Source organism: Streptomyces atratus, from assembly GCF_040655115.1.
Lineage (GTDB): Bacteria > Actinomycetota > Actinomycetes > Streptomycetales > Streptomycetaceae > Streptomyces > Streptomyces atratus_D.
The window spans coordinates 44,708-69,249 of sequence record NZ_JBFAJH010000033.1 but is presented as its reverse complement, the minus strand read 5'-3'; the positions used below and the strand labels follow the sequence as shown (position 1 = coordinate 69,249).

Below are 24,542 nucleotides of genomic sequence, written 5' to 3'. Positions count from 1 at the left end.
CAAGACTTACAGCCGCCGTGACCGAGCGAGGGGTCACCGTCCCCACCTCCGGTTGGCCACGGCTACCTTGGCGCTCAATTCCTCGGCCGGGGTCGGCGGACGTACATCCTCGGGCGGTACGTCCCACTCCCGGCCACCGCGTGGCGGACGAAGTTGCACGTACGGCCCCACGTGCCCCATTACCACGCCCACCTTGCCGTTTCGCCGGTCGACCACCACGGCACCCACGCCCGACGAAGCGTCGTGCTGGATCGCATTGGGTTCGCGGTCCGTCATCGCGACCACCCCGGACAGGCGGTCCGCGACCAGGCATCCAGTGGCAGGGTGACAACACAACACGGGGCGGCGCACACTGGCACGTTGACGCTCCTCGGCGGCGTGAATCCGTGCCCCTGGGCGTATCGGTGCCGCAGGGTCGGCACCGATCCTCACGTCGGTCGCCGGGATGAAGGAACCTCCGCCAAACCCCACTTCGGGACGTCCTGCACCGTGTGGAACGTCCCTGGTGCCGTCCTGAGACGAAGGGGGAGACTCGTGCCGAACGAGAGACTACGAGCCGTCATGGCAGCCGGAGGCTGGACGTACGCCGCCCTCGCCCAGGAGGTCGAGGTCGACCCCAAGTCGGTCGAGTGCCGGGCGAACCTCGGGCGCACTCCACGCCGTGCCACAGCCCTCCAGGCGGCCAAAGCCCTGGGAGAAGACGTGTACGCACTCTGGCCGGCACTCCGCCAGGCCCGCTCCGCCCGCGCCATCAGCCCCGAACTGGTGGCGCTCTGCGAGCAGCGGGCCGACATCCCCGTCTCGGCATTCACAGACCTGATGGCCCAGGCCCCGGACCGGATCGACATCCTCGTCTACGCGGCCGTCTTCCTCCACGAGGCGTACCCGCGGCTGAACGAACTCCTCACCGAACGCGCCGCCGAAGGCTGCAACGTCCGCATCGCGATCGGGGATGCCGACAGCGACAACGTCCAAGCCCGCGGACAGGAGGAGCGGTTCGGCCACGGCATCGAATCCCGCTGCCGCCTCGCGCTCATGCACTGCAGGTCGCTCGCCGGCACCCCCGGCATCGAAGTCCGCACCCACCGCACCACGCTCTACAACTCCCTCTATCGCGCCGACGACCAGCAGCTCGTCAACGCACACGTCTGGGGCGTCAACGCCTACGCCGCCCCCGGATGGCACCGTCGCCGTCACGAGACAGGCGGCATGTTCGACACCTACGCCGAGAGCTTCGACGCCGTGTGGGCGACAGCGACTTCGGTACAAGGCTGACCGCCGTCGTCACCGACGACCACGGGCGCATCCTCCTTCAGCGCCGCCGCGACAACGACCTGTGGGCCCTGCCCGGCGGTGGCATGGATCTCACCGACTCCCTGCCCGGCACGGCCGTCCGCGAGGTCAAGGAAGAGACCGGCCTCGACGTCGAGATCACCGGCCTGGTCGGCACCTACACCGACCCGAAACACATCATCGCCTACACCGACGGCGAGGTTCGCCGCCAGTTCAACGTCTGTTTCACCGCTCGCATCACCAGAGGCCGGCTGGAGATCTCCGACGAGTCCACCGAGCTCAGGTTCGTGCCGCCGGAAGGGTTGGAGCAGTTGCCGATGCACCACACCCAACGGCTCAGGCTCCGGCACTCCCTGGAACAGCGCGAGAAGCCGTACCTGGGCTGAACCGTCTGACGGCAGTAGCGACGGCAACAACCCCGTACAACCACGGACACCCACGCACTTCACCGGACCAGCAAACTGCACTTGACCTGTAGAAAAGCAGGCCGAGGGGTTCGCGTAGCACACGTACTATGTGCTGGCGGGGGCCACGCCGGTCCTGGTGCACAACTGCGAGGGCGGCGGCGGAGATGATTCAGTTGCTCATCACGCCCTTGGCCGGCGTGAAAATGGTCTGAAGGACTTCGCCAAGTCCATTGAAGCCGAGCACTTCCTCGGTTCGCCGGATGCCACGTGGAAACAGGATGTTCTCAATGCGATTGGCCAGGTGAAGGCAGGCGAAGCACGACTTTCCTTCCTGCTCGACGGTCTCCCAGGCGCGAGTCAGGGGCCCGCGAAGGGTCTGAAGATCGCACTGGAGACGCCCGAAAAGCAGCGCATGTGGACACAGTGGGAATTGATCCAGGTCAATGAAGCCGGTCTCATGGGACGGGTGGACTTCTATCGGTTCAGTCGACGTACCGAAACATGGGCAAGGGCCAAGTTCAAGTGACGTACCAATTGGTGGAGGGGAATCTCCCGCTGACTCTGCAGGGCACGTTCAAGCCGTGGGCTATTGAGGTAGGCCACAGCAAGATCCTGCTTCGCGGATTGTCGGGGGGCGAGGAGGGGGATGCCCCTCGGGTCTTCGACGTCTTGTTCCAGGACGTCTCCCGAATCTCGCTGGCTGATCGGTACGCAGGCCTCAGCCTGTCGGACGCGGGCCCGGAAGCCTTGCGCGCCGAAGAGCGGAGGGCCGGGCGTAGCTGGGGAGAGAGCGCACTCTTCCGAGTCTCCGAAGACCATCCGTACGATTACGTCGTTGCGGGGATTGTCTTCTGGGCTGAAGTTTTCGTTCCCGCCACGGATCCGAGCCCGCTGATGCAGGAATTCCCCATTCCTGGCTCGATCAAGGATGACCAGGTCTTCCGAGTGAGAGCGGGAAGCCGGTGATCGTGCGGGCTGGGGAGACCCCGCCCGCCGGTCGTCTCGTGAGGCGAAGAGCTGGATGCCCGGCTCGAGGTGCTCGCCGTCCTTGCTCGGGATCGTCGCGACGCGGGCAGTGGAGGGCGCCCTCGATCCGACGTCCTGACCGAGTTGCGCGAGGCGACTCGCGCGTTCGTGATCGAGGTGACTCCCGCGCTGGAAGAATTCGCCGAGGCGAAAGGCTGGCGGTAGCCGAGACCGCTGAGCCGTTCACCCTCAGTCGTTCAAGATCACCCGACCGTGATCACTGTCACCAGCCTCCGTGGACAGAACACCTGGCTCCCCGGCGGCACGGGCGTCCTCGCCGTGCTGGTCCTGTGCGGCGAGGACGCGCCGCACAGTTGCCGCCACCGGCACCACCACCGTCACGGGCACCCGCTGCCCCCGTGCCCCGGGGCGCACTCCCTCAACCCGTGCCCCGGAGCGCGGCATCACCCCGGACGTCACCGCACTGTCACTGCCCGCAAGTAGGGTGGGAGACATGGCAGACCCCTCCAGCTACCGCCCCAAGCCGGGACAGATCCCCGACTCCCCGGGGGTCTACAGATTCCGCGACGAGCACCGCCGGGTGATCTACGTCGGGAAGGCGAAGAGCCTGCGCCAGCGCCTGGCCAACTACTTCCAGGACCTGGCCAATCTCCACCCCCGTACACGCACGATGGTCACCACGGCCGCCTCCGTCGAGTGGACCGTCGTCGCCACCGAGGTCGAGGCGCTCCAGCTGGAGTACTCCTGGATCAAGGAGTACGACCCCCGGTTCAACGTCAAGTACCGGGACGACAAGAGCTATCCGTATCTCGCGGTCACGCTCAACGAGGAGTTCCCGCGCGTGCAGGTCATGCGCGGTGCCAAGAAGAAGGGCGTGCGCTACTTCGGTCCGTACGGGCACGCCTGGGCGATCCGCGAGACCGTCGACCTGATGCTCCGGGTCTTTCCCGTCCGTACGTGCTCCGCCGGGGTCTTCAAGAACGCCGCGCGTACCGGCCGCCCCTGCCTCCTCGGCTACATCGGCAAGTGCTCGGCGCCCTGCGTCGGCCGGGTCACCCCCGAGGAACACCGCGAACTGGCGGACGATTTCTGCGACTTCATGGCCGGACGCACGGGCACGTACATCCGTCGCCTGGAGAAGGACATGATGGCGGCGGCCGAGGAGATGGAGTACGAGCGGGCGGCCCGGCTCCGCGACGACGTGGAGGCGCTCAAGCGGGCCATGGAGAAGAGCGCCGTCGTCCTCGCCGACGCCACCGACGCCGACCTGATCGCGCTCGCCGAGGACGAGCTCGAGGCCGCCGTGCAGATCTTCCACGTACGCGGCGGCCGGGTGCGCGGCCAGCGCGGCTGGGTCACCGACAAGGTCGAGGCGGTCGACACCTCGGGCCTCGTCGAGCACGCGCTGCAGCAGCTGTACGGGGAGGAGACGGGCGACTCCGTTCCCAAGGAGGTCCTCGTCCCGGCCCTTCCGGAGGACCCCGAAGCGGTCTCCCAGTGGCTCGCCGACCGCCGGGGCTCCCAGGTCAGCCTGCGCATCCCGCAGCGCGGCGACAAGAAGGACCTGATGGTGACGGTCCAGCGCAACGCGCAGCAGGCCCTGGGGCTGCACAAGACCAAGCGCGCCTCCGATCTGACGACCCGCTCCCGCGCCCTGGAGGAGATCGCCGAGGCCCTCGGCCTCGATACGGCTCCGCTGCGCGTCGAGTGCTTCGACATCTCCCATCTCCAGGGCGACGACGTGGTCGCCTCCATGGTCGTCTTCGAGGACGGTCTGGCCCGCAAGAGCGAGTACCGCCGTTTCCAGATCAAGGGATTCGAGGGCCAGGACGACGTCCGCTCGATGCACGAGGTGATCGGCCGCCGCTTCAAGCGGTACCTGCAGGAGAAGGAACGGACAGGGGAGTGGGAGGAGGCCCCTGCCCCCACCGGAGCCGTCCCGGCCCCGGAAGCCTCCGGTGCCGACCCCTTGGAGAACGAGCCCCGCGAGGACGACGGCCGCCCCAAGCGGTTCGCCTACCCGCCGCAGCTCGTGGTGGTCGACGGCGGCCAGCCGCAGGTCGCCGCGGCCAAGCGGGCCCTCGACGAACTGGGGATCGACGACATCGCCGTCTGCGGCCTCGCCAAGCGTCTCGAAGAGGTCTGGCTGCCCGACGACGACGACCCCGTGGTCCTGCCCCGCTCCAGTGAGGGCCTGTACCTCCTGCAACGCGTCCGCGACGAGGCCCACCGCTTCGCCATCACCTACCAGCGCGCCAAGCGGGCCAAGCGCATCCGCTCCAGCCCCCTCGATGCGGTCGTCGGACTCGGCGAGACCCGGAAGCAGGCGTTGATCAAGCATTTCGGCTCCGTGAAGAAGCTGAAGCAGGCGACAATCGACGAGATCTGCGAGGTTCCGGGAATAGGCCGCAGGACGGCGGAATCAGTGGCTGTCGCCCTCGCCTCGGCCGCCCCGGCCGTGCCCGCCGTGAACACGGCGACAGGAGAGATCATTGAAGAGGACGACGGGGGCAGCGCAACATGACTGAGCACGAGCAAGAACAAGAGCACAATCAACAGAACGAGCACGAGCAAGAGCGCGCGCACGACAGCACAGACCGAGCAGACGGAGCAGGACACGTGAGTACGGGCACCACGATCGAGACGGGCGATGCCACTGCGGCCATCCCCGAGCTGGTGATCATCTCAGGTATGTCGGGCGCCGGGCGGTCCACCGCCGCCAAGTGTCTGGAGGACCTCGGCTGGTTCGTCGTCGACAACCTGCCGCCCGCGCTGATCCCCACCATGGTGGAGCTCGGCGCCCGGTCGCAGGGCAATGTGGCCCGGATCGCCGTCGTCGTCGACGTGCGCGGCCGCCGCTTCTTCGACAACCTCCGGGAATCCCTCGCCGACCTCGAGGCCAAGCACGTCACCCGGCGGATCGTCTTCCTGGAGTCCTCCGACGACGCACTGGTCCGCCGCTTCGAATCGGTCCGCCGCCCGCACCCCCTCCAGGGCGACGGCCGCATCGTCGACGGTATCGCCGCCGAGCGGGACCTGCTGCGCGAGCTGCGCGGCGACGCCGACCTGGTGATCGACACCTCCAGCCTCAACGTGCACGAGCTGCGCGCCAAGATGGACGCCCAGTTCGCCGGCGACGAGGAGCCGGAGCTGCGCGCCACGGTGATGTCGTTCGGCTTCAAGTACGGCCTGCCGGTCGACGCCGACCTGGTGGTCGACTGCCGCTTCCTGCCCAACCCGCACTGGGTCCCGGAGCTGCGCCCGTTCACCGGGCTCAACGAAGAGGTCTCGGCGTACGTCTTCGACCAGCCGGGCGCCAAGGAGTTCCTCAACCAGTACACCGAGCTGCTGCAGCTCGTCGCCGCGGGCTACCGCCGCGAGGGCAAGCGCTATGTGACGATCGCCGTCGGCTGCACGGGCGGCAAGCACCGCTCCGTCGCGATGTCGGAGAAGCTCGCCGCGCGGCTCGCCACCGAAGGAATCGAGACCGTCCTCGTCCACCGGGACATGGGGCGCGAGTGACCAGCCGTAATCTGCGCCTGCGGCGGTTGCGCAGAGCCACCTCCGCCCTCTCCGCCCGCAAGCGCGGCGCCCAGCATCCCAAGGTCGTCGCCCTCGGCGGCGGCATGGGCCTGTCCGCGTCGCTCGCGGCGCTGCGCCGGATCACCGGCGACCTCACCGCCGTGGTCACGGTCGCCGACGACGGCGGCTCCAGCGGCCGGCTCCGCGAGGAGCTCGGCGTCCTGCCGCCCGGAGACCTCCGGAAGGCGCTCGCCGCGCTCTGCGGCGACGACGACTGGGGCCAGACCTGGGCCCAGGTCATCCAGCACCGCTTCCAGTCCAAGGGCGATCTGCACGAGCACGCGGTCGGCAATCTGCTGATCGTCGCCCTGTGGGAGCAGCTCGGCGACCATGTGCAGGCCCTGGACCTGGTCGGCAAGCTCCTCGGCGCGCACGGCCGGGTGCTGCCCATGTCCGCCGTGCCGCTGGAGCTCCAGGCGCTCGTACGGGGCCACGACCCGGCCCGTCCGGACGACGTGGACACGGTGCGCGGCCAGGCGACGGTGGCACTCACCCGCGGTGAGGTGCAGTCCGTGCACCTCGTCCCGCACGACCCGCCGGCCGTCCCGGAGGCGGTCGAGGCGGTCCTGGACGCGGACTGGGTGGTGCTGGGCCCGGGATCGTGGTTCTCCTCGGTGATCCCGCATCTGCTCGTACCGGAACTGCTCGACGCGCTCGTCGTGACGAAGGCCCGCAAGGTCCTCTCGCTCAACCTCGCACCGCAACCCGGTGAAACTGATGGCTTCTCCCCGCAGCGTCATTTGGAGGTTTTGGGACGACACGCCCCTAAACTCGCCCTGGACGTGGTGCTGGCCGACGAAGCCGCCGTGCCCGATCGCGAGTCCCTCGCCGATGCCGCCAAGCGGCTCGGTGCCGCGGTCGAGCTGGCGCCGGTGGCCTCACCCGACGGCGTTCCGATCCATGATCCGGAGCTGTTGGCCGCCGCGTACGACCGTATTTTTCGGATGCATGGAAGGATCGGCCCATGGCGATGACGCCAGCGGTGAAGGACGAAATCTCTCGGCTTCCCGTGACCCGGACCTGCTGCAGGAAGGCAGAGGTTTCGGCGATTCTTCGGTTCGCGGGCGGGCTGCACCTGGTGAGCGGCCGGATTGTGATCGAGGCTGAACTGGACACTGCGAACGCGGCGCGCCGGCTGAAGCGGGACATCCTGGAGATCTTCGGGCACAGCTCGGAGCTGATCGTGATGGCTCCCGGCGGGCTGCGGCGCGGCTCGCGCTTTGTCGTACGGGTGGTGGCGGGCGGCGACCAGCTGGCCCGCCAGACCGGCCTGGTGGACGGCCGCGGCCGCCCGATCCGCGGCCTGCCCCCGCAGGTGGTCTCGGGGGCCACCTGCGATGCCGAGGCCGCCTGGCGCGGGGCCTTCCTGGCCCATGGCTCGCTCACGGAGCCCGGGCGTTCCTCCTCGCTGGAGGTGACCTGCCCGGGTCCGGAGGCGGCGCTCGCCCTGGTCGGCGCGGCCCGCAGGCTCTCCATCGCCGCGAAGGCCCGTGAGGTGCGCGGAGTGGACCGGGTCGTCGTCCGCGACGGCGACGCGATCGGTGCGCTGCTGACCCGACTGGGTGCCCACGACGCGGTGCTGGCCTGGGAGGAGCGGCGGATGCGGCGCGAGGTCCGCGCCACTGCCAACCGGCTCGCCAACTTCGACGACGCCAACCTGCGCCGTTCCGCGCGGGCCGCGGTCGCCGCGGGCGCCCGGGTGGGCCGTGCGCTGGAGATCCTGGGCGAGGAGGTGCCCGAGCACCTCGCGGCGGCCGGACGGCTGCGCATGGAGCACAAGCAGGCCTCCCTGGAGGAACTGGGCGCGCTCGCCGACCCTCCGCTGACGAAGGACGCGGTCGCCGGCCGGATCCGCCGGCTCCTGGCCATGGCCGACAAGCGGGCCCAGGACCTCGGTATCCCGGGGACGGAATCCACCCTCAGCGAAGAGCTCGCCGACGGCTTGGTGGGCTGAGAGGAAACGGCGGCGAAGGTGGCCGACAGCGGAACGTGTGGCATTCCCACGGGTGTTGACACTCAGTAATCATCACTGCGTGTGCGGCCGAGTATCCGGAGGCCCGTACTCCGACCGGGGAGTACGGGCCTCCGTGCCGCTTCCGGCCCCGCTCGATGTCACCCAAGGGGCCTTGGAGAGGTAGGGTCGGAGGCGGTCGGGGACATCCCTATACAACTCGCCGGCGTCGAAAACCGGCGTACCTAACGAGGAGATCGGTTTCGTGACGATCCGCGTAGGCATCAACGGCTTTGGCCGCATCGGTCGTAACTACTTCCGCGCGCTGCTGGAGCAGGGTGCGGACATCGAGATCGTGGCTGTCAACGACCTGGGTGACACTGCGACCACGGCCCACCTTCTGAAGTACGACACCATTCTGGGTCGTCTGAAGGCCGAGGTCAGCCACACCGCCGACAGCATCACCGTCGACGGCCACACCATCAAGGTGCTCTCCGAGCGCAACCCGGCCGACATTCCCTGGGGTGAGCTGGGCGTCGACATCGTCGTCGAGTCGACCGGCATCTTCACCAAGAAGGCCGACGCCGAGAAGCACATCGAGGGTGGCGCCAAGAAGGTCCTCATCTCGGCTCCGGCCAAGGGCGAGGACATCACCATCGTGATGGGTGTCAACGAGGACAAGTACGACGCGGCCAACCACCACGTCATCTCCAACGCCTCCTGCACCACCAACTGTGTCGCGCCGATGGCCAAGGTTCTGGACGAGAACTTCGGCATCGTCAAGGGCCTCATGACGACGGTTCACGCGTACACGAACGACCAGCGCATCCTGGACTTCCCGCACTCCGACCTGCGTCGCGCCCGCGCCGCCGCGGAGAACATCATCCCGACCACGACCGGTGCCGCCAAGGCCACCGCTCTGGTGCTCCCTCAGCTCAAGGGCAAGCTCGACGGCATGGCGATGCGCGTCCCGGTCCCGACCGGCTCGGTCACCGACCTGGTCATCACCCTGGAGCGCGAGGTCACCCGCGACGAGGTCAACGCGGCCTTCCAGAAGGCCGCCGAGGAAGGCCCGCTCAAGGGCAAGCTCGTGTACACCCAGGACCCGATCGTGTCCTCGGACATCGTCTCGGACCCGGCGTCCTGCACCTTCGACTCCCTGCTGACCATGGCGGAGGGCACGCAGGTCAAGGTCATCGGCTGGTACGACAACGAGTGGGGCTACTCCAACCGTCTCGTCGACCTGACCGTGTTCGTCGGCAGCCAGCTCTGACCGTCGAACCGGCAGGCACCTCGATGTGAGCACGGGGCTCGGACAGCGCAACGCAGCGCCGTTCGAGCCCCGTTGCATGCTCTTTCGCCCTCCAAGGAGTCCAGCAAGATGAAGACGATCGACGAACTTCTCGCCGAAGGGGTCACCGGCAAGCGCGTATTCGTCCGCGCCGACCTCAACGTGCCGCTGAGCGGCACGACCATCACCGACGACGGCCGAATCCGCGCCGTCCAGCCGACCGTGGAGAAGCTCGCCGCGGCCGGTGCGAAGGTCATCGTGGCCTCGCACCTGGGGCGCCCCAAGGGTGCCCCGGACCCGGCCTTCTCCCTGGCCCCCGCCGCCGCCCGGCTCGGCGAGCTGATCGGCGCCGACGTCGCCTTCGCGACCGACACGGTCGGCGAGTCCGCCCGCACCACGGTCGCGGCCCTCACCGACGGCCAGGTCGCCGTCATCGAGAACCTCCGCTTCAACCCCGGCGAGACGTCGAAGGACGACGCCGAGCGCGGTGCGTTCGCCGACCGGCTCGCCGAACTCGCCGATGTGTACGTGGGCGACGGCTTCGGAGCCGTCCACCGCAAGCACGCCTCGGTCTTCGATCTCCCGGCCCGGCTGCCGCACGCCGCCGGCGACCTGATCGCCACCGAGGTCGGCGTCCTGAAGAAGCTCACCGAGGACGTCGCGCGCCCGTACGCCGTCGTGCTCGGCGGCTCCAAGGTCTCCGACAAGCTCGGCGTCATCGACCACCTCCTGGAGCGGGCCGACCGCATCCTCATCGGCGGCGGCATGGCGTACACCTTCCTCAAGGCCCAGGGCCACGAGGTCGGCAGCTCGCTCCTGCAGGAGGACCAGATCCCGGCGGTGCTGGAGTATCTGAAGCGGGCCGAGGAGAAGGGCGTGGAGTTCGTGCTCCCCGTCGACGTCGTGGTCTCCGAGCAGTTCCCGGACCTCAAGACCAAGGCACCGACCCAGCACAGCACCGTGCCCGCGCACGCCATCCCCGCCGGCGTGATGGGTCTGGACAACGGACCCGAGACCAACAAGCTGTACGCCTCGAAGCTCGCCGACGCCGTCACCGTCTTCTGGAACGGCCCGATGGGCGTCTTCGAGCACCCCGACTACGCCGAGGGCACCCGGGCGGTCGCCCAGGCCCTCGTCGACTCCTCGGGCTTCAGCGTCGTCGGCGGTGGCGACTCCGCCGCGGCCGTCCGCATCCTGGGCTTCGACGAGAACGCATTCGGACACATCTCGACCGGTGGCGGCGCCAGCCTCGAATACCTCGAGGGCAAGACGCTTCCCGGCCTCGCCGCACTGGAGGACTGACCTTTCATGAGCACCCGTACCCCGCTGATGGCGGGCAACTGGAAGATGAACCTCAACCACCTCGAGGCCATCGCACACGTCCAGAAGCTCGCCTTCGCCCTGGCCGACAAGGATTACGACGCCGTCGAGGTCGCCGTCCTGCCGCCCTTCACCGACCTGCGCTCGGTGCAGACGCTGGTCGACGGCGACAAACTGAAGATCAAGTACGGCGCCCAGGACGTCTCGGCTCACGACTCCGGCGCGTACACCGGTGAGATCTCCGGCCCCATGCTCGCCAAGCTGAAGTGCACCTATGTCGCGATCGGCCACTCCGAGCGGCGCCAGTACCACCACGAGACCGACGAGATCGTCAACGCCAAGGTGAAGGCCGCCTACAAGCACGGCCTGACCCCGATCCTGTGCGTCGGCGAGGAGGAGTCGGTCCGCGAGGAGAGCCGCCACGTCGCGCACACCCTCGCGCAGGTCGACGGCGCGCTCAAGGACATCCCGGCCGAGCAGGCCGAGACCATCGTGATCGCGTACGAGCCGGTCTGGGCCATCGGGACCGGCAAGGTCTGCGGCTCCGACGACGCCCAGGAGGTCTGCGGGGCCATCCGCGGCCGGCTTGCCGAGCTGTACTCCCAGGAGCTGGCCGACGCGGTCCGCATCCAGTACGGCGGCTCCGTGAAGTCGGGGAACGTCGCGGAGATCATGGCGAAGCCCGACATCGACGGCGCCCTGATCGGCGGCGCCGCGCTGGATGCCGACGAGTTCGTCAGGATCGTCCGCTTCCGCGACCAGTGAGTATGCGGTAGCGCCGATCCGTCGTACCCTTGCGGGGGCCGTGGGGGTCACTGTCCTCCCGGCCCCCGTTGTCCGTTAGAGCAGTCCAAGGGAATTCCGGAAAGTAGGGACCAGCCGTGGTTATGGGGTTCTCGATCGCCCTGATCGTCTTCAGCCTGCTGCTGATGCTGCTGGTGCTGATGCACAAGGGAAAGGGCGGCGGCCTCTCCGACATGTTCGGTGGCGGTATGCAGTCGTCCGTCGGCGGCTCCTCGGTCGCCGAGCGAAACCTCGACCGGATCACCGTGGTGGTCGGTCTGGGATGGTTCGCATGCATTGTCGTGCTTGGTCTGCTGATGAAGCTGGACAACTGACCCGGCGTCCGCGATTCCCGGTGAGGGTGTAACTCCTTTCACTGGACGCGCGTTGGGCCTTACGTAGACTGGGGCATCTTCGAGCACCATCACGCAGGGAGTTACGACCGTGGCAAGTGGCAACGCGATCCGGGGAAGCCGGGTCGGAGCGGGGCCGATGGGGGAGGCCGAGCGGGGCGAGTCCGCGCCGCGTCTCCGCATCTCCTTCTGGTGCTCGAACGGGCACGAGACGCAGCCGAGCTTCGCCAGTGACGCGCAGACCCCGGACACTTGGGACTGCCCGCGCTGTGGCTTCCCGGCCGGTCAGGACCGGGACAACCCGCCGGACCCGCCACGCACCGAACCGTACAAGACGCACCTTGCGTACGTACGTGAGCGGCGCAGCGATGCGGACGGCGAGGCCATCCTCGCCGAGGCCCTGGCCAAACTCCGGGGCGAAATCTAGTTTTTTGCTTCACCGGCCGGTCGCCCCAAGGGTGCCCGGCCGGAGTGCATGTGGCGGCGTCACAGCTTTTCGTCGCCTCGCCGGTCCCTCTGATCAATTAAGTTGGAGGGGCAGCGGGGCATGTGCACGTACGAGAAGAAGTGGGCTGATATCCGGGATGAACGCACAAAGCCGAACCAAGCTGAATCAGACGCCCGAGTGGACCGCTCTCGGCAAGCACCGTGAGCAGTTCGGGCAGACGCATCTGCGGCAGCTGTTCGCCGACGATGCGGAGCGCGGGGCCGGATATACCCTCCGGGTCGGCGATCTGTATCTCGACTACTCCAAGCACCTGGTCACCGACGAGACGCTCCGACTGCTGCGCGAGCTCGCCGACGCCACCGGAGTCGCCGAGCTGCGAGACGCCATGTTCCGCGGCGAGAAGATCAATACCACCGAGGACCGCGCCGTCCTGCACACCGCGCTGCGCGCCCCGCGCGACGCCGTGATCGAGGTCGACGGCGAGAACGTGGTGCCCGCCGTGCACGCCGTGCTCGACAAGATGGCGGCCTTCGCCGACCGGATCAGGTCGGGGGAGTGGACCGGCCACACCGGCAAGCCGATCAAGAACATCGTCAACATCGGCATCGGCGGCTCCGACCTCGGCCCCGCCATGGCGTACGAGGTGCTGCGCTCCTTCACGGACCGCTCGCTCACCGTCCGCTTCGTGTCGAACGTCGACGGCGCCGACCTGCACGAGGCCGTCCGCGACCTCGACCCCGCCGAGACGCTGTTCGTCATCGCGTCGAAGACCTTCACCACGATCGAGACGATCACCAACGCCACCTCCGCCCGCAACTGGCTGCTGACCGGTCTCCGGGCCGAGCAGGACGCGGTCGCCAAGCACTTCGTGGCGCTCTCGACCAACGCCGAGAAGGTCGCGGACTTCGGTATCGACACCGCGAACATGTTCGAGTTCTGGGACTGGGTCGGCGGCCGCTACTCGTACGACTCGGCCATCGGTCTCTCGCTGATGATCGCCGTCGGACCTGACCGGTTCCGCGAAATGCTCGACGGCTTCCATCTCGTCGACGAACACTTCCGCACCGCCCCGGCGGAGGCCAACGCCCCTCTTCTGCTCGGTCTGCTGGGCGTCTGGTACGGAGAGTTCTTCGACGCCCAGTCGCATGCCGTGCTGCCGTACAGCCACTATCTGTCCAAGTTCACCGCCTACTTGCAGCAGCTGGACATGGAGTCCAACGGCAAGTCCGTTGACCGGAACGGCAATCCGGTCGAGTGGCAGACCGGGCCGGTCGTCTGGGGCACGCCCGGTACCAACGGGCAGCACGCCTACTACCAGTTGATCCACCAGGGCACCAAGGTCATCCCGGCCGACTTCATCGGCTTCGCCGAGCCGGTCGCCGACCTGCTGCCCGGGCTCGTCGCCCAGCACGATCTGCTGATGGCCAACTTCTTCGCCCAGACCCAGGCGCTGGCCTTCGGCAGGACGCCGGACGAGGTCCGCGCGGAGGGCGTCGCCGAGGAGCTGGTGCCGCACAAGACGTTCCGGGGCAACCACCCCACGACGACGATCCTCGCGGACAGGCTGACGCCGTCCGTGCTCGGCCAGCTCATCGCACTGTACGAGCACAAGGTCTTCGTCCAGGGCGCCGTCTGGAACATCGACTCCTTCGACCAGTGGGGCGTCGAGCTCGGCAAGGTTCTCGCCAAGAAGATCGAGCCGGTGCTGACCGAGGGCACAGGGGGCGAGCAGCTGGACAGCTCGACCGCCGCCCTCGTCGCCGCGTACCGCACGCGGCGGGGCCGCTGATCCGATGACCACGGCGGAGGGGACGGTGCGGCTCCGGCCGCCGAACAACACGCTGGACCCGAGGGCCGTCGGCTGGTGGCGGGCCCAGTGGCTGCTGCTGACCGCGGCGCCGGTGGCCGTCCTGGCCGTGCTGGGCGCGTTCATCGTGCCCGCCCGGTTCTGGCTGCTGCTGCCCGCCGCGGTCCTCGCGGTCCTCGGTGCGGCCTGCGCCGTCCTCTTCCCCCGCTGGTGGTACCGCACCCACCGCTGGGAGGTCACCGACGAGGCGGTGTACATCAGGACCGGCGTGATCCGGCAGGAGTGGCGGATCGCGCCGATGTCACGGATCCAGACCGTCGACACCGTGCGCGGCCCGCTCGAGCAGCTCTACAGGCTGGCCTCGGTCACCGTGACCACCGCCTCTTCCAAGGGCGCCCTGAAGATCGAGGGTCTCGACCACGAGCTGGCCGCCGAACTGGCCGAGCGGCTGACCCGGATCACCCAGGACACACCCGGGGACGCCACATGAGTGAGGTCGCGGACGGCACGGGCACCGAGCGGCTCGACCCACCGGTCGGCACATCGGACCGGGACGGTACGGATCCCGGGGCGGCCGCCGGAGCCGACTGGCGGCAGCTCGACCGGCGTACGGTCCTTGTCACCGCGCTGGTCTCGGCCGGCGTGGCAGCCGGAGCCGCCGTGCCCACCACGCTCGGTCTGGCCGGACGACTCGGCTTCGCGGCCGCCGTCGCCTGGGTGCTGACAGGCGCGCTCGTAATGATCGGCTGTGGTGCGGGCGGCGACTACGTACGCTGGCGCCGCACCCGCTACCGCATCGGCGCCGAACGCGTCGAGCTCCACACCGGGCTGGTGCTGCTCAAGAAGCGCTCACTGGCCCGCGAGCGCATCCGCAGCGTCGACCTCACCGCCCACCTCTTGCTGCGGATCCTCGGCCTCGTCACCGTCCGGATCGGCACCGGCGAGCACACCGGCAACGAGGCCACCCTGGAGCTCGACCCGGTCCGCAGGAGCGAGGGCGAACGGCTCCGCCACGAACTGCTGACCCGCGCGGCCACCGGCACACCCGGTATCCACCGCGAGGGCGAGCTCGTCGCACTCGACCCGCGCTGGATCCGCTACGCACCGGTCTCGTTCGTCACCCCCGCCCTCGGCGGTGCTGCGGCCGGAGCGGTGTTGCAGGTCAGCGACTGGTTCGGCGAACAGGGCCAGGTGCTCCACTGGATCGGTGACCGGTTCCGGGACACCTCGCCGCTCACGTCGACCGTGATCCTCGCCGTCACCGTGGCGGTCGCCGGGGTCTTCGGCGCGCTCGGCCTCTGGGTCGAGATGTGGTGGAGCTACCGGCTGGAGCGTGAACCCGGCGGCACCTTGCGGATCCGGCGCGGTCTCCTCACCTCCCGGTCCGTCACCATCGAGGAGCGTCGGCTGCGCGGCGTCGACGTCGTCGAGCCGCTCGGCATCCGGCTGTTCGGTGCCGCCCGGGTGGACGCGATCACCACCGGCCTGGCCAAGGACGACGAGGAGCAGCACGGCGACCACAACACCCTCCTGCCCGCCGCGCCCCGCAGCGTCGCCGACGCCGTGGCCGCCGAGGCACTGCGCGAGACCACGGCCCCGACCGGTGCCCCACTGATCCCGCACCCCCTCGCGGCCCGTGGCAGACGGCTGCGCCGGGCGGTCCGGGCCGTCCTGGCGCCCGTGCTGATCCTTGTTGTCCTGGGCGTGCTGCTGACGCCCGGCCTGTTCTGGGCTGCCCTGGGCTGCGCCGTGGTGGGGCTGCCGGGCGGCGTGTTCCTGGCCCATGACGCGTACCGCGGCCTGGGACACGCCCTCAGCGGTGACTATCTGGTGACCCGCTCCGGCACCGTACGACGGTCCACCGCCGCACTGGAGCGGGCCGGTGTGATCGGCTGGACGGTCAGGCAGTCGTACTTCCAGCGGCGGGCGGGGCTGCTGAGCGTGACCGCCACGACGGCGGCCGGAGCGGGCGCCTACACGGTGTACGACGCCGGTGCGAGTGAGGGCCTCGGCTTCGCCTCCGAGGCCGTCCCCGGCCTGCTGGAGCCCTTCCTGGAGCGCGTGCCGCCGAACGCCTGAGCCCGCTTCGGTGTCGGGCGGAGCTGACGTCATGCGCCCGCGGCCCCTTCCGGCCGTGGACGCCCCGGCACTCGACGCTCGCCCTCGGCCAGGGTCCGGTCGTCCCTGGTGATCGCGCCCTCGTCGGAGAACCTCACGCCGCCCTGAGCCACGGTGCTCTCCCGCCGGGATCGAGCGCGGCGGTGCTGCACGGCACACGGACGTCCCTCGTGGCACGCGGTTCCGGCTCGGCGGATCACCCCGTCGGGCGGCGAACAGCAGACAGGCCCGGTCCGCTCCAGAGGAGCGGACCGGGCCTGTTGTCGGCCGCGCCGACGACCACTCAGGAAGAGGCCGGTGGATACAGCGCGCGCGGCAGCTGCGAAGCCGCCGCCGAGTCCAGCAGCCACAGCGTGCGGCTGCGTCCGTACGCGCCCGCAGCCGGGGCCTGGATCTCCCCGGCGCCCGACAGCGCTATGGCCGCGGCCTCCGCCTTGTCCTTGCCGGCCGCGAGCAGCCACACCTCGCGCGCCGCCCGGATCGCGGGCAGTGTCAGCGAGATGCGGGTGGGCGGCGGTTTGGGAGCGCCGTGCACACCGACGACGGTGCGTTCGGTCTCCCGGACCGCGGGCAGCTCCGGGAAGAGCGACGCGACATGTGTGTCCGGGCCCACGCCCAGCATCAGCACATCGAACGTCGGCACCGGGCCGTGGTCCTCCGGACGGGCCGCGGCGGCCAGTTCGGCGGCGTACGTGGCCGCGGCGGCATCGGCGTCGTTGCCGCAGGGACCGTCCGAAGCGGGCATCGCATGGACCCGTGACGGGTCCAGCGGCACCGAGTCCAGCAGGGCCTCACGGGCCTGCGTGACATTGCGCTCCGGATCGCCGTCCGGCAGGAACCGCTCGTCGCCCCACCACAGGTCGATCCGCGGCCAGTCGATCGCGTCCCGGGCGGGCGCGGCGGCGAGCGCGGCCAGCAGGCCGTTGCCGTTGCGCCCACCGGTGAGGACCACCGAGGCGGATCCGCGCGCGGCCTGGGCGTCCACGATCTTCGTGATCAGCCGGGCCGCGGCGGCCTGCGCCATCAGCTCCTTGTCGCGGTGCACGACAAGTTGAGGGGTACTCACTTCGTTGCCGCCTTCTTCGCCGCGGTCTTCTTCGCGGCGGTCGGGGCGGCGGCGGGCTCGGCCGCCTTCGGTTCGGCGGGCTTGGGCTCCGCCGCGCCGGCCAGGTTCTCCACGCCGAACTTCACCGTGGCCTCGTAGGTGTTGTCCGGGTCCAGACGGCGCAGTTCCTCGGCGAGCAGCTCGGCGGTCTCCCGCCGCTTGAGCGCCACCGCACGGTCCGGTTGTCCCTCCATGGAGAGCGTGGCCAGCGAACCGTCCGGGCGGTCCAGGACGATGGCCCCGTCCTTGGTCTCCATCCGTACGGCCGTCAGGCCGGGACCGCCGGACAGCGTGCGCTGCACCGGCACGTCGAGCCGGTCCGCGAGCCACATGGCGAGCAGCTCGCAGCTCGGGTTCTCCGACTCGCCCTCGACCGTCGCCGACAGCACCTCGGCGGGCTTCTGGTCGAGCGCGGCCGCCAGCATCGAGCGCCACGGGGTGATGCGCGTCCAGGACAGATCCGTGTCGCCCGGGGTGTACGACCGGGCGCGCACCGCGAGTTCGGCGCTCGGCGCCTCCGCCGAGTAGGCGTCCGTGATCCGGCGCTGGGCGAGCGCGCCCAGCGGGTCCTTCGCCGGGTCGGACGGCGCGTCCTCGGGCCACCACAGCACGACCGGGGCGTCCGGCAGCAGCAGCGGCAGGACCACCGACTGGGCGTGGTTGGCCAGTTCACCGTGGAGGCGCAGGACGATGGTCTCGCCGGAGCCCGAGTCGGAACCGACCCGTACCTCGGCGTCGAGCCGTGCGTCGCGCCGGCTGCGCGGCGAGCGGCTGACCCGCTTGATCACCGCGATGATCCGCGAGGGGTGCTCGCGGGAGGAGTCGCTCGCCGCCTTGAGGGCGTCGTACGCGTTCTCCTCGTCGGTGACGATGACCAGGGTCAGCACCATGCCGATGGCCGGCGTACCGACGGCACGCCGAGCCGACACCAGCGCCTGGTTGATCTTGCTGGAAGTGGTTTCCGTGAGATCGATCTTCATGGCCGACGCCAGCTCCGTCCGTCTCGTGCGAGCATCTCGTCCGCCTCGGCCGGTCCCCAGGTGCCTGCCGGGTACTGCGCGGGCTTGCCGTGCTTGTCCCAGTACTGCTCGATCGGGTCGAGGATGTTCCAGGAGAGCTCGACCTCCTGGTGGCGGGGGAAGAGGTTGGCGTCGCCCAGCAGCACATCGAGGATGAGCCGCTCGTACGCCTCCGGGCTGGACTCGGTGAAGGACTCGCCGTAGGCGAAGTCCATCGTGACGTCCCGGACCTCCATGGAGGTGCCGGGCACCTTGGAGCCGAACCGCACGGTCACGCCCTCGTCCGGCTGGACCCGGATGACCAGCGCGTTGCCGCCCAGTTCCTCCGTGGCCCCCGACTCGAACGGCAGGTACGGGGCGCGCTTGAAGACGACCGCGATCTCCGTGACCCGGCGGCCGAGCCGCTTTCCGGTACGGAGGTAGAACGGCACGCCCGCCCAGCGGCGGTTGTTGATCGTCAGCTTGATCGCGGCGAAGGTGTCGGTCTTCGACTTGGGGTCGATGCCGTCCTCCTCCAGATAGCCGAGGACCTCTTCGCCGCCCTGCCAGGCGTGGGCGTACTGGCCGCGCACGGTGTGCTTGCCCAGGTCGTCCGGGAGTTCGACCGCCGTGAGCACCTTGAGCTTCTCGGCGACCAGGGCCTTCGGGTGGAAGGAGCCGGGCTCCTCCATCGCGGTCAGCGCCAGCAGCTGCAGCAGGTGGTTCTGGATGACGTCACGGGCAGCGCCGATGCCGTCGTAGTAACCGGCCCGGCCGCCGATGCCGATGTCCTCGGCCATCGTGATCTGGACATGGTCGACGTAGCTCCGGTTCCAGATCGGCTCGAACATCGTGTTGGCGAACCGCAGCGCCAGGATGTTCTGGACCGTCTCCTTGCCCAGGTAGTGGTCGATCCGGAAGACCTCGTTGGGCGGGAACACGTCGTGCACGAGCTGGTTGAGCTCCTGCGCACTGGTGAGGTCGTGACCGAACGGCTTCTCGATGACGGCGCGCCGCCAGGAACCTTCCTTCTGGTCCGCCAGCCCGTGCTTCTTCAGCTGCTGGACGACCTTCGGGAAGAACTTCGGCGGCACGGACAGGTAGAAGGCGAAGTTGCCGCCCGTTCCCTGTTCCTTGTCGAGCTCCTGGATGGTGGCCTTCAGGGTTTCGAAGGCCTCGTCGTCGTCGAAGGTGCCCTGGACGAACCGCATCCCCTGGATGAGTTGGTGCCAGACCTCCTCACGGAACGGCGTACGGGCGTGCTGCTTGACGGCGTCGTGGACCTCTTGGGCGAAGTCCTCGTCCTGCCACTCGCGGCGCGCGAAGCCGATGAGCGAGAAGCCCGGTGGCAGCAAGCCGCGGTTGGCCAGGTCGTAGACAGCGGGCATCAGCTTTTTACGGGACAAATCGCCCGTGACGCCGAAGATGACCAGGCCCGACGGCCCCGCGATACGCGGGAGCCGGCGGTCCTGGGCGTCACGGAGCGGATTGGCTCCGGGAACACCAGACAAAGTAGTCAGCCCTCCGAAGGGGCGAGGCGCTTGAGTTCCGCCTCGGTGGAGTTGAGCAGGTCGATCCAGGACGCCTCGAACTTCTCGACGCCCTCGTCCTCGAGGAGCTGCACGACGTCGTCGTAGGAGATCCCGAGCTTCGCGACGGCGTCGAGCTCGGCCTTCGCCTGCTCGTAGGTGCCGGCGATGGTGTTGCCGGTGACCTGCCCGTGGTCGGCCGTGGCCTCCAGGGTCGCCTCGGGCATGGTGTTCACCGTGCCGGGGGCCACCAGGTCGACGACGTACAGCGTGTCCTTGTACGCGGGGTCCTTGACACCGGTGGAGGCCCACAGCGGACGCTGCTTGTTGGCCTGCGCCTTGTCCAGAGCCGCCCAGCGGTCGGAGGAGAAGACCGCCTCGTACGCCTCGTACGCCAGCCGGGCGTTGGCGAGCGCCGCCTTGCCCTTCAGCGCCTTGGCCTCGTCGGTGCCGATCGCGTCGAGTCGCTTGTCGATCTCCGAGTCCACACGGGACACGAAGAACGAAGCCACCGAGTGGATCCTGGAGAGGTCCAGGCCCGCGGCCTTTGCCTTCTCCAGGCCCGCCAGGTAGGCGTCCATGACCTCGCGGTAGCGCTCCAGCGAGAAGATCAGCGTGACATTGACGCTGATGCCCTTGCCGATGACCTCGGTGATCGCCGGCAGACCGGCCTTCGTCGCCGGGATCTTGATGAGCGTGTTCGGCCGGTCGACCAGCCAGGCCAGTTGCTTGGCCTCGGCGATCGTGGCGTGCGTGCGGTGGGCCAGACGCGGGTCGACCTCGATGGAGACCCGGCCGTCCCGGCCGTCCGTGGCGTCGAAGACCGGGCGCAGGATGTCGGCGGCGTCGCGGACGTCCGCCGTCGTGATCATGCGGATGGCCTCGTCGACCGTGACCTTGCGGGTCGCCAGGTCGGTGAGCTGCTGCTCGTAACCGTCTCCGTGCGAGATCGCCTTCTGGAAGATGGACGGGTTGGTGGTGACGCCCACGACGTGCTGCTGGTCGATCAGCTCGGCGAGGTTGCCGGACGTGATCCGCTTGCGCGACAGGTCATCGAGCCAGATCGCCACGCCTTCGTCGGAAAGGCGCTTGAGTGCGTCTGTCATGAGAATTGCATCTCCTACTGGTCGTATAACGGCGTCAGCGCGCGGAGGCGGCGAGAGATTCCCGCGCTGCGGCGGCAACGTGCTCACCGGTGAAACCGAACTCGCGGAAGAGGACCTTGGCGTCGGCCGAGGCACCGAAGTGCTCCAGCGAGACGATCCGGCCGGCGTCTCCGACGTACCGGTGCCAGGTCAGGCCGATGCCCGCCTCGACGGCGACACGGGCCTTCACGGACGGCGGCAGCACGCCGTCCTTGTACGCCTGGTCCTGCTCCTCGAACCACTCGACCGACGGCATCGAGACCACCCGGGTCGGGACGCCGGCCGCCTGCAGCTCCTCGCGCGCCTCGACGGCGAGGTGGACCTCGGAACCCGTGCCGATCAGGAGGACCTGCGGCGCCGTGTTCTGCCCGTCGGGCCCTTCGGCCTCGAACAGCACGTAACCGCCCTTGGCCGCGTCCTCGTTGACCTCGTACGTCGGCACGCCCTGACGGGTCAGCGCCAGGCCGTGCGGGGCGCCCTTGCCGAACACCTTGGTGTGGCGGCGCAGGATCTCGCGCCAGGCGATGGAGGTCTCGTTGGCATCGGCCGGGCGGACGATGTTCAGGCCCGGGATGGCGCGCAGCGAGGCCAGGTGCTCCACCGGCTGGTGGGTCGGGCCGTCCTCGCCGAGACCGATCGAGTCGTGCGTCCACACGTACGTCACCGGCAGGTGCATCAGCGCGGACAGTCGCACGGCGTTGCGCATGTAGTCGGAGAACACCAGGAAGGTGCCGCCGTAGATGCGGGTGTTGCCGTGCAGTGCGATGCCGTTCATGGCCGCGGCCATGGCGTGCTCGCGGATACCGAAGTGGATCGTGCGGCCGTACGGGTCCGCGCCCGGCAGCGGGTTGCCCGCCGGGAGGAACGACGACGTCTTGTCGATCGTGGTGTTGTTCGAGCCCGCGAGGTCGGCGGAGCCGCCCCACAGCTCGGGGACGATCTCGCCGAGCGCCTGGAGCACCTTGCCGGAGGCGGCGCGGGTGGCGACGCCCTTGCCCGGCTCGAAGACCGGAAGGTTGTCCTCCCAGCCCTCGGGCAGCTCGCCCGCGGAGATCCGGTCGAACTCGGCGGCGCGCTCCGGGTTGGCGGTGCGCCACGCGGCGAACGCCTTCTCCCACTCGCCCTTGGCCTCGCGGCCGCGGTCCAGCGCCTCGCGGGTGTGCGCGATGACCTCGTCCGAGACCTCGAAGGTCTTCTCCGGGTCGAAGCCCAGGACCTTCTTGGTCGCCGCGACCTCGTCGTCACCGAGCGCCGAGCCGTGCGAGGCCTCGGTGTTCTGGGCGTGCGGGGCCGGCCAGGCGATGATCGAGCGGGCCGCGATGAACGAGGGGCGCTCGGTCTCGGCCTTGGCCGCCCGCAGTGCCTTGTACAGACCCGCGGGGTCCAGGTCGCCGTTCGGCAGCTGCTCGACACGCTGGACGTGCCAGCCGTACGCCTCGTACCGCTTCAGGGTGTCCTCGGAGACCGCGGTCTCCGTGTCGCCCTCGATGGAGATGTGGTTGTCGTCCCACAGCAGGACCAGGTTGCCGAGCTTCTGGTGCCCGGCCAGCGAGGAGGCCTCCGCGGAGATGCCCTCCTGGAGGCAGCCGTCACCGGCGATGACCCAGACCATGTGGTCGAACGGGGAGGTGCCGGGGGCCGCCTCCGGGTCGAACAGGCCGCGCTCGTAGCGGGCGGCCATGGCCATGCCCACGGCGTTGGCGACACCCTGGCCCAGCGGGCCCGTCGTCGTCTCGACACCGGTGGTGTGGCCGTACTCCGGGTGACCCGGGGTCTTCGAGCCCCAGGTGCGGAACGCCTTGAGGTCATCGAGCTCCAGGCCGTACCCGGCCAGGTAGAGCTGGATGTACAGGGTCAGGCTCGTGTGACCCGCCGAGAGCACGAACCGGTCGCGACCGGTCCAGTCCGCGTCGGCGGGGTCGTGCCGCATCACCTTCTGGAAGAGCGTGTACGCGGCGGGAGCGAGGCTCATCGCCGTACCCGGGTGGCCGTTTCCGACCTTCTGTACGGCGTCAGCGGCAAGGACGCGGACAGTGTCCACGGCCCGCTGGTCCAATTCGGTCCACTGGAGGTCTGTGGTGGTCGGCTTGGTGCTCACCCTGAGTCAGGGCTCCTCTCCACTGTTGTAAACCGGTGGCTGGTGACCGCACCGGGCGTTGTCGAGCCTACCCCCGACGCAACACGCATTTTCCGGGTGCTTTCCAGGGTGCAGGCGACCCGCGGAGTTCGCCTCCCGTATGAGCGCAGCGGCTCACTTCCGAGCTACTCCGATGAGCACCACTCCTTACTTATGCGCTGTTCGGACAGGGTGCTTCGGCGCCACTCCAACACGACGCCACCCCCGCGAAGAACGGCCTGTCCCCAACGTCTACAGTGGTCTGGTTCGCGCAAGTCTTTACTGGGCCTTCATGTCCGGAGCTTGCTGGGATTTCTCTGTCAGGGGTGTGCGTGACGGCCGTCGAGTCCCGACCCGCAGGGGTCGCCTTGACTCCGAGCCCAGGGGGCCATCGCCCGTTCGGGGCCCGTATCAAGGCATTCGTGGCACTGACCAAGCCGCGGATCATCGAGCTGTTGCTGATCACCACTGTTCCGGTGATGTTCCTGGCCGCTCAGGGTGTGCCCGACCTGTGGCTCGTACTCACTACCACCATCGGCGGATATCTCTCCGCGGGTGGCGCCAACGCGCTCAACATGTACATCGACCGTGACATCGACGCGTTGATGGACCGTACGTCGCAGCGTCCGCTGGTCACCGGCATGGTGAGCCCGCGCGAGTGCCTCGCCTTCGGTATCGCCCTCGCGGTGATCTCGACGGTCTGGTTCGGGCTGCTGGTCAACTGGCTGTCGGCGGCGCTGTCGCTCGGCGCGCTGCTCTTCTATGTCGTCGTCTACACGATGCTGCTGAAGCGGCGTACCTCGCAGAACATCGTCTGGGGCGGCATCGCGGGCTGCATGCCGGTCCTCATCGGCTGGTCCGCCGTGACCGACTCGATGTCCTGGGCCGCGGTCATCCTCTTCGCCGTCATCTTCTTCTGGACGCCGCCGCACTACTGGCCGCTGTCGATGAAGGTCAAGGACGACTACGCCCGTGTCGGCGTACCGATGCTCCCGGTCATCGCGTCCAACCGCGTGGTGGCCCGCCAGATCGTCGTCTACAGCTGGGTGATGGTGGCGGTGTCGCTGCTGCTGACCCCGCTCGGCTACACCGGCTGGTTCTACACGGCCGTGGCGCTGCTGACCGGCGGGTTCTGGCTCTGGGAGGCGCACGGCCTGCAGAACCGGGCGAAGGCCGGGGTGTCCGGCGCCAAGCTCAAGGAAATGCGACTGTTCCACTGGTCCATCACCTATGTGTCGCTGCTGTTCGTCGCCGTCGCGGTCGACCCGTTCCTGCGCTGACACCGTTTCGCTCCTGCCGACGGGCGGGG

At 69.1% G+C, this 24,542-nt stretch carries 23 protein-coding genes; 17 read left to right on the top strand and 6 right to left on the bottom strand.

Going from position 1 to position 24,542, the window contains the following annotated elements; genetic code table 11:
* Positions 1-33: 33 nt before the first annotated feature.
* Positions 34-276, bottom strand: a complete 243-nt coding sequence (locus AB0I23_RS28290) for a hypothetical protein (protein WP_359113404.1) — start codon at positions 274-276, stop codon at positions 34-36.
* 285 nt (positions 277-561) lie between these two features.
* Between AB0I23_RS28290 and AB0I23_RS28285 the strand changes: the two genes are divergently transcribed.
* The 16 genes from AB0I23_RS28285 to AB0I23_RS28210 all read left to right on the top strand — a co-directional run bounded on the left by AB0I23_RS28285 (position 562) and on the right by AB0I23_RS28210 (position 16,301).
* Positions 562-1,275 carry an XRE family transcriptional regulator gene (locus AB0I23_RS28285; protein WP_359113437.1) on the top strand — a complete coding sequence of 238 codons (714 nt, stop codon included), beginning with the start codon at positions 562-564 and terminating at the stop codon, positions 1,273-1,275.
* The gene (locus tag AB0I23_RS28280) at positions 1,245-1,679 is read left to right on the top strand and encodes an NUDIX domain-containing protein (protein ID WP_359113402.1); all 435 of its coding nucleotides are present in this window, start codon (positions 1,245-1,247) and stop codon (positions 1,677-1,679) included. Before AB0I23_RS28285 ends, AB0I23_RS28280 begins: the two co-directional genes overlap by 31 nt.
* Before the next feature lie 157 nt (positions 1,680-1,836).
* A complete protein-coding gene (locus AB0I23_RS28275; protein ID WP_359113400.1) occupies positions 1,837-2,226 on the top strand; it encodes a hypothetical protein in 390 nt (129 codons plus the stop codon).
* The gene (locus tag AB0I23_RS28270; protein WP_359113398.1) at positions 2,202-2,666 is read left to right on the top strand and encodes a hypothetical protein; all 465 of its coding nucleotides are present in this window, start codon (positions 2,202-2,204) and stop codon (positions 2,664-2,666) included. The genes AB0I23_RS28275 and AB0I23_RS28270 overlap by 25 nt, the downstream gene beginning before the upstream one ends.
* Positions 2,667-3,180: 514 nt before the next feature.
* Positions 3,181-5,211, top strand: coding sequence for an excinuclease ABC subunit UvrC (gene uvrC / locus AB0I23_RS28265; protein WP_359113396.1), 2,031 nt, complete (start codon positions 3,181-3,183; stop codon positions 5,209-5,211).
* Positions 5,208-6,209 carry an RNase adapter RapZ gene (rapZ, locus tag AB0I23_RS28260; RefSeq protein ID WP_359113394.1) on the top strand — a complete coding sequence of 334 codons (1,002 nt, stop codon included), beginning with the start codon at positions 5,208-5,210 and terminating at the stop codon, positions 6,207-6,209. The genes uvrC and rapZ overlap by 4 nt, the downstream gene beginning before the upstream one ends.
* Positions 6,206-7,243: a gluconeogenesis factor YvcK family protein gene (locus AB0I23_RS28255; protein ID WP_359113392.1), complete on the top strand. Its 1,038-nt coding sequence runs from the start codon at positions 6,206-6,208 to the stop codon at positions 7,241-7,243. The genes rapZ and AB0I23_RS28255 overlap by 4 nt, the downstream gene beginning before the upstream one ends.
* On the top strand, positions 7,234-8,223 hold the full coding sequence (gene whiA / locus AB0I23_RS28250) for a DNA-binding protein WhiA (protein WP_359113390.1): 990 nt from the start codon (positions 7,234-7,236) through the stop codon (positions 8,221-8,223). Before AB0I23_RS28255 ends, whiA begins: the two co-directional genes overlap by 10 nt.
* Positions 8,224-8,485: 262 nt before the next feature.
* On the top strand, positions 8,486-9,493 hold the full coding sequence (gap, locus tag AB0I23_RS28245) for a type I glyceraldehyde-3-phosphate dehydrogenase (protein ID WP_359113388.1): 1,008 nt from the start codon (positions 8,486-8,488) through the stop codon (positions 9,491-9,493).
* Positions 9,494-9,601: 108 nt separating this feature from the next.
* Entirely contained in the window at positions 9,602-10,813 is a 1,212-nt protein-coding gene (locus AB0I23_RS28240; protein WP_037691759.1) for a phosphoglycerate kinase, read from the top strand.
* Between the two features lie 6 nt (positions 10,814-10,819).
* Entirely contained in the window at positions 10,820-11,596 is a 777-nt protein-coding gene (tpiA, locus tag AB0I23_RS28235) for a triose-phosphate isomerase (protein WP_359113386.1), read from the top strand.
* 116 nt (positions 11,597-11,712) lie between these two features.
* A complete protein-coding gene (gene secG, locus AB0I23_RS28230; RefSeq protein WP_078839980.1) occupies positions 11,713-11,949 on the top strand; it encodes a preprotein translocase subunit SecG in 237 nt (78 codons plus the stop codon).
* 109 nt (positions 11,950-12,058) lie between these two features.
* Positions 12,059-12,394: an RNA polymerase-binding protein RbpA gene (locus AB0I23_RS28225; RefSeq protein WP_078839979.1), complete on the top strand. Its 336-nt coding sequence runs from the start codon at positions 12,059-12,061 to the stop codon at positions 12,392-12,394.
* Between the two features lie 157 nt (positions 12,395-12,551).
* Positions 12,552-14,204, top strand: a complete 1,653-nt coding sequence (pgi, locus tag AB0I23_RS28220; protein WP_359113384.1) for a glucose-6-phosphate isomerase — start codon at positions 12,552-12,554, stop codon at positions 14,202-14,204.
* 4 nt (positions 14,205-14,208) lie between these two features.
* Positions 14,209-14,712, top strand: coding sequence for a PH domain-containing protein (locus tag AB0I23_RS28215; protein ID WP_359113382.1), 504 nt, complete (start codon positions 14,209-14,211; stop codon positions 14,710-14,712).
* The gene (locus AB0I23_RS28210; protein WP_359113380.1) at positions 14,709-16,301 is read left to right on the top strand and encodes a PH domain-containing protein; all 1,593 of its coding nucleotides are present in this window, start codon (positions 14,709-14,711) and stop codon (positions 16,299-16,301) included. Before AB0I23_RS28215 ends, AB0I23_RS28210 begins: the two co-directional genes overlap by 4 nt.
* Before the next feature lie 322 nt (positions 16,302-16,623).
* Here the strand turns inward: AB0I23_RS28210 and pgl are convergent, their stop codons facing one another.
* Genes pgl through tkt form a run of 5 tightly spaced genes read right to left on the bottom strand, consistent with a single transcriptional unit; the run spans position 16,624 to position 23,215 of the window.
* Positions 16,624-17,406 carry a 6-phosphogluconolactonase gene (pgl, locus tag AB0I23_RS28205; RefSeq protein WP_359113378.1) on the bottom strand — a complete coding sequence of 261 codons (783 nt, stop codon included), beginning with the start codon at positions 17,404-17,406 and terminating at the stop codon, positions 16,624-16,626.
* The gene (opcA, locus tag AB0I23_RS28200; protein WP_359113376.1) at positions 17,403-18,425 is read right to left on the bottom strand and encodes a glucose-6-phosphate dehydrogenase assembly protein OpcA; all 1,023 of its coding nucleotides are present in this window, start codon (positions 18,423-18,425) and stop codon (positions 17,403-17,405) included. Before opcA ends, pgl begins: the two co-directional genes overlap by 4 nt.
* Positions 18,422-19,954, bottom strand: coding sequence for a glucose-6-phosphate dehydrogenase (gene zwf, locus AB0I23_RS28195; protein WP_359113374.1), 1,533 nt, complete (start codon positions 19,952-19,954; stop codon positions 18,422-18,424). Before zwf ends, opcA begins: the two co-directional genes overlap by 4 nt.
* Before the next feature lie 5 nt (positions 19,955-19,959).
* The gene (gene tal, locus AB0I23_RS28190; RefSeq protein ID WP_359113372.1) at positions 19,960-21,078 is read right to left on the bottom strand and encodes a transaldolase; all 1,119 of its coding nucleotides are present in this window, start codon (positions 21,076-21,078) and stop codon (positions 19,960-19,962) included.
* A 34-nt stretch (positions 21,079-21,112) separates the two neighbouring features.
* Entirely contained in the window at positions 21,113-23,215 is a 2,103-nt protein-coding gene (tkt, locus tag AB0I23_RS28185; RefSeq protein ID WP_359113370.1) for a transketolase, read from the bottom strand.
* A gap of 344 nt (positions 23,216-23,559) precedes the next feature.
* Between tkt and AB0I23_RS28180 the strand changes: the two genes are divergently transcribed.
* The gene (locus AB0I23_RS28180) at positions 23,560-24,513 is read left to right on the top strand and encodes a heme o synthase (protein WP_359113368.1); all 954 of its coding nucleotides are present in this window, start codon (positions 23,560-23,562) and stop codon (positions 24,511-24,513) included.
* Positions 24,514-24,542: the final 29 nt, after the last annotated feature.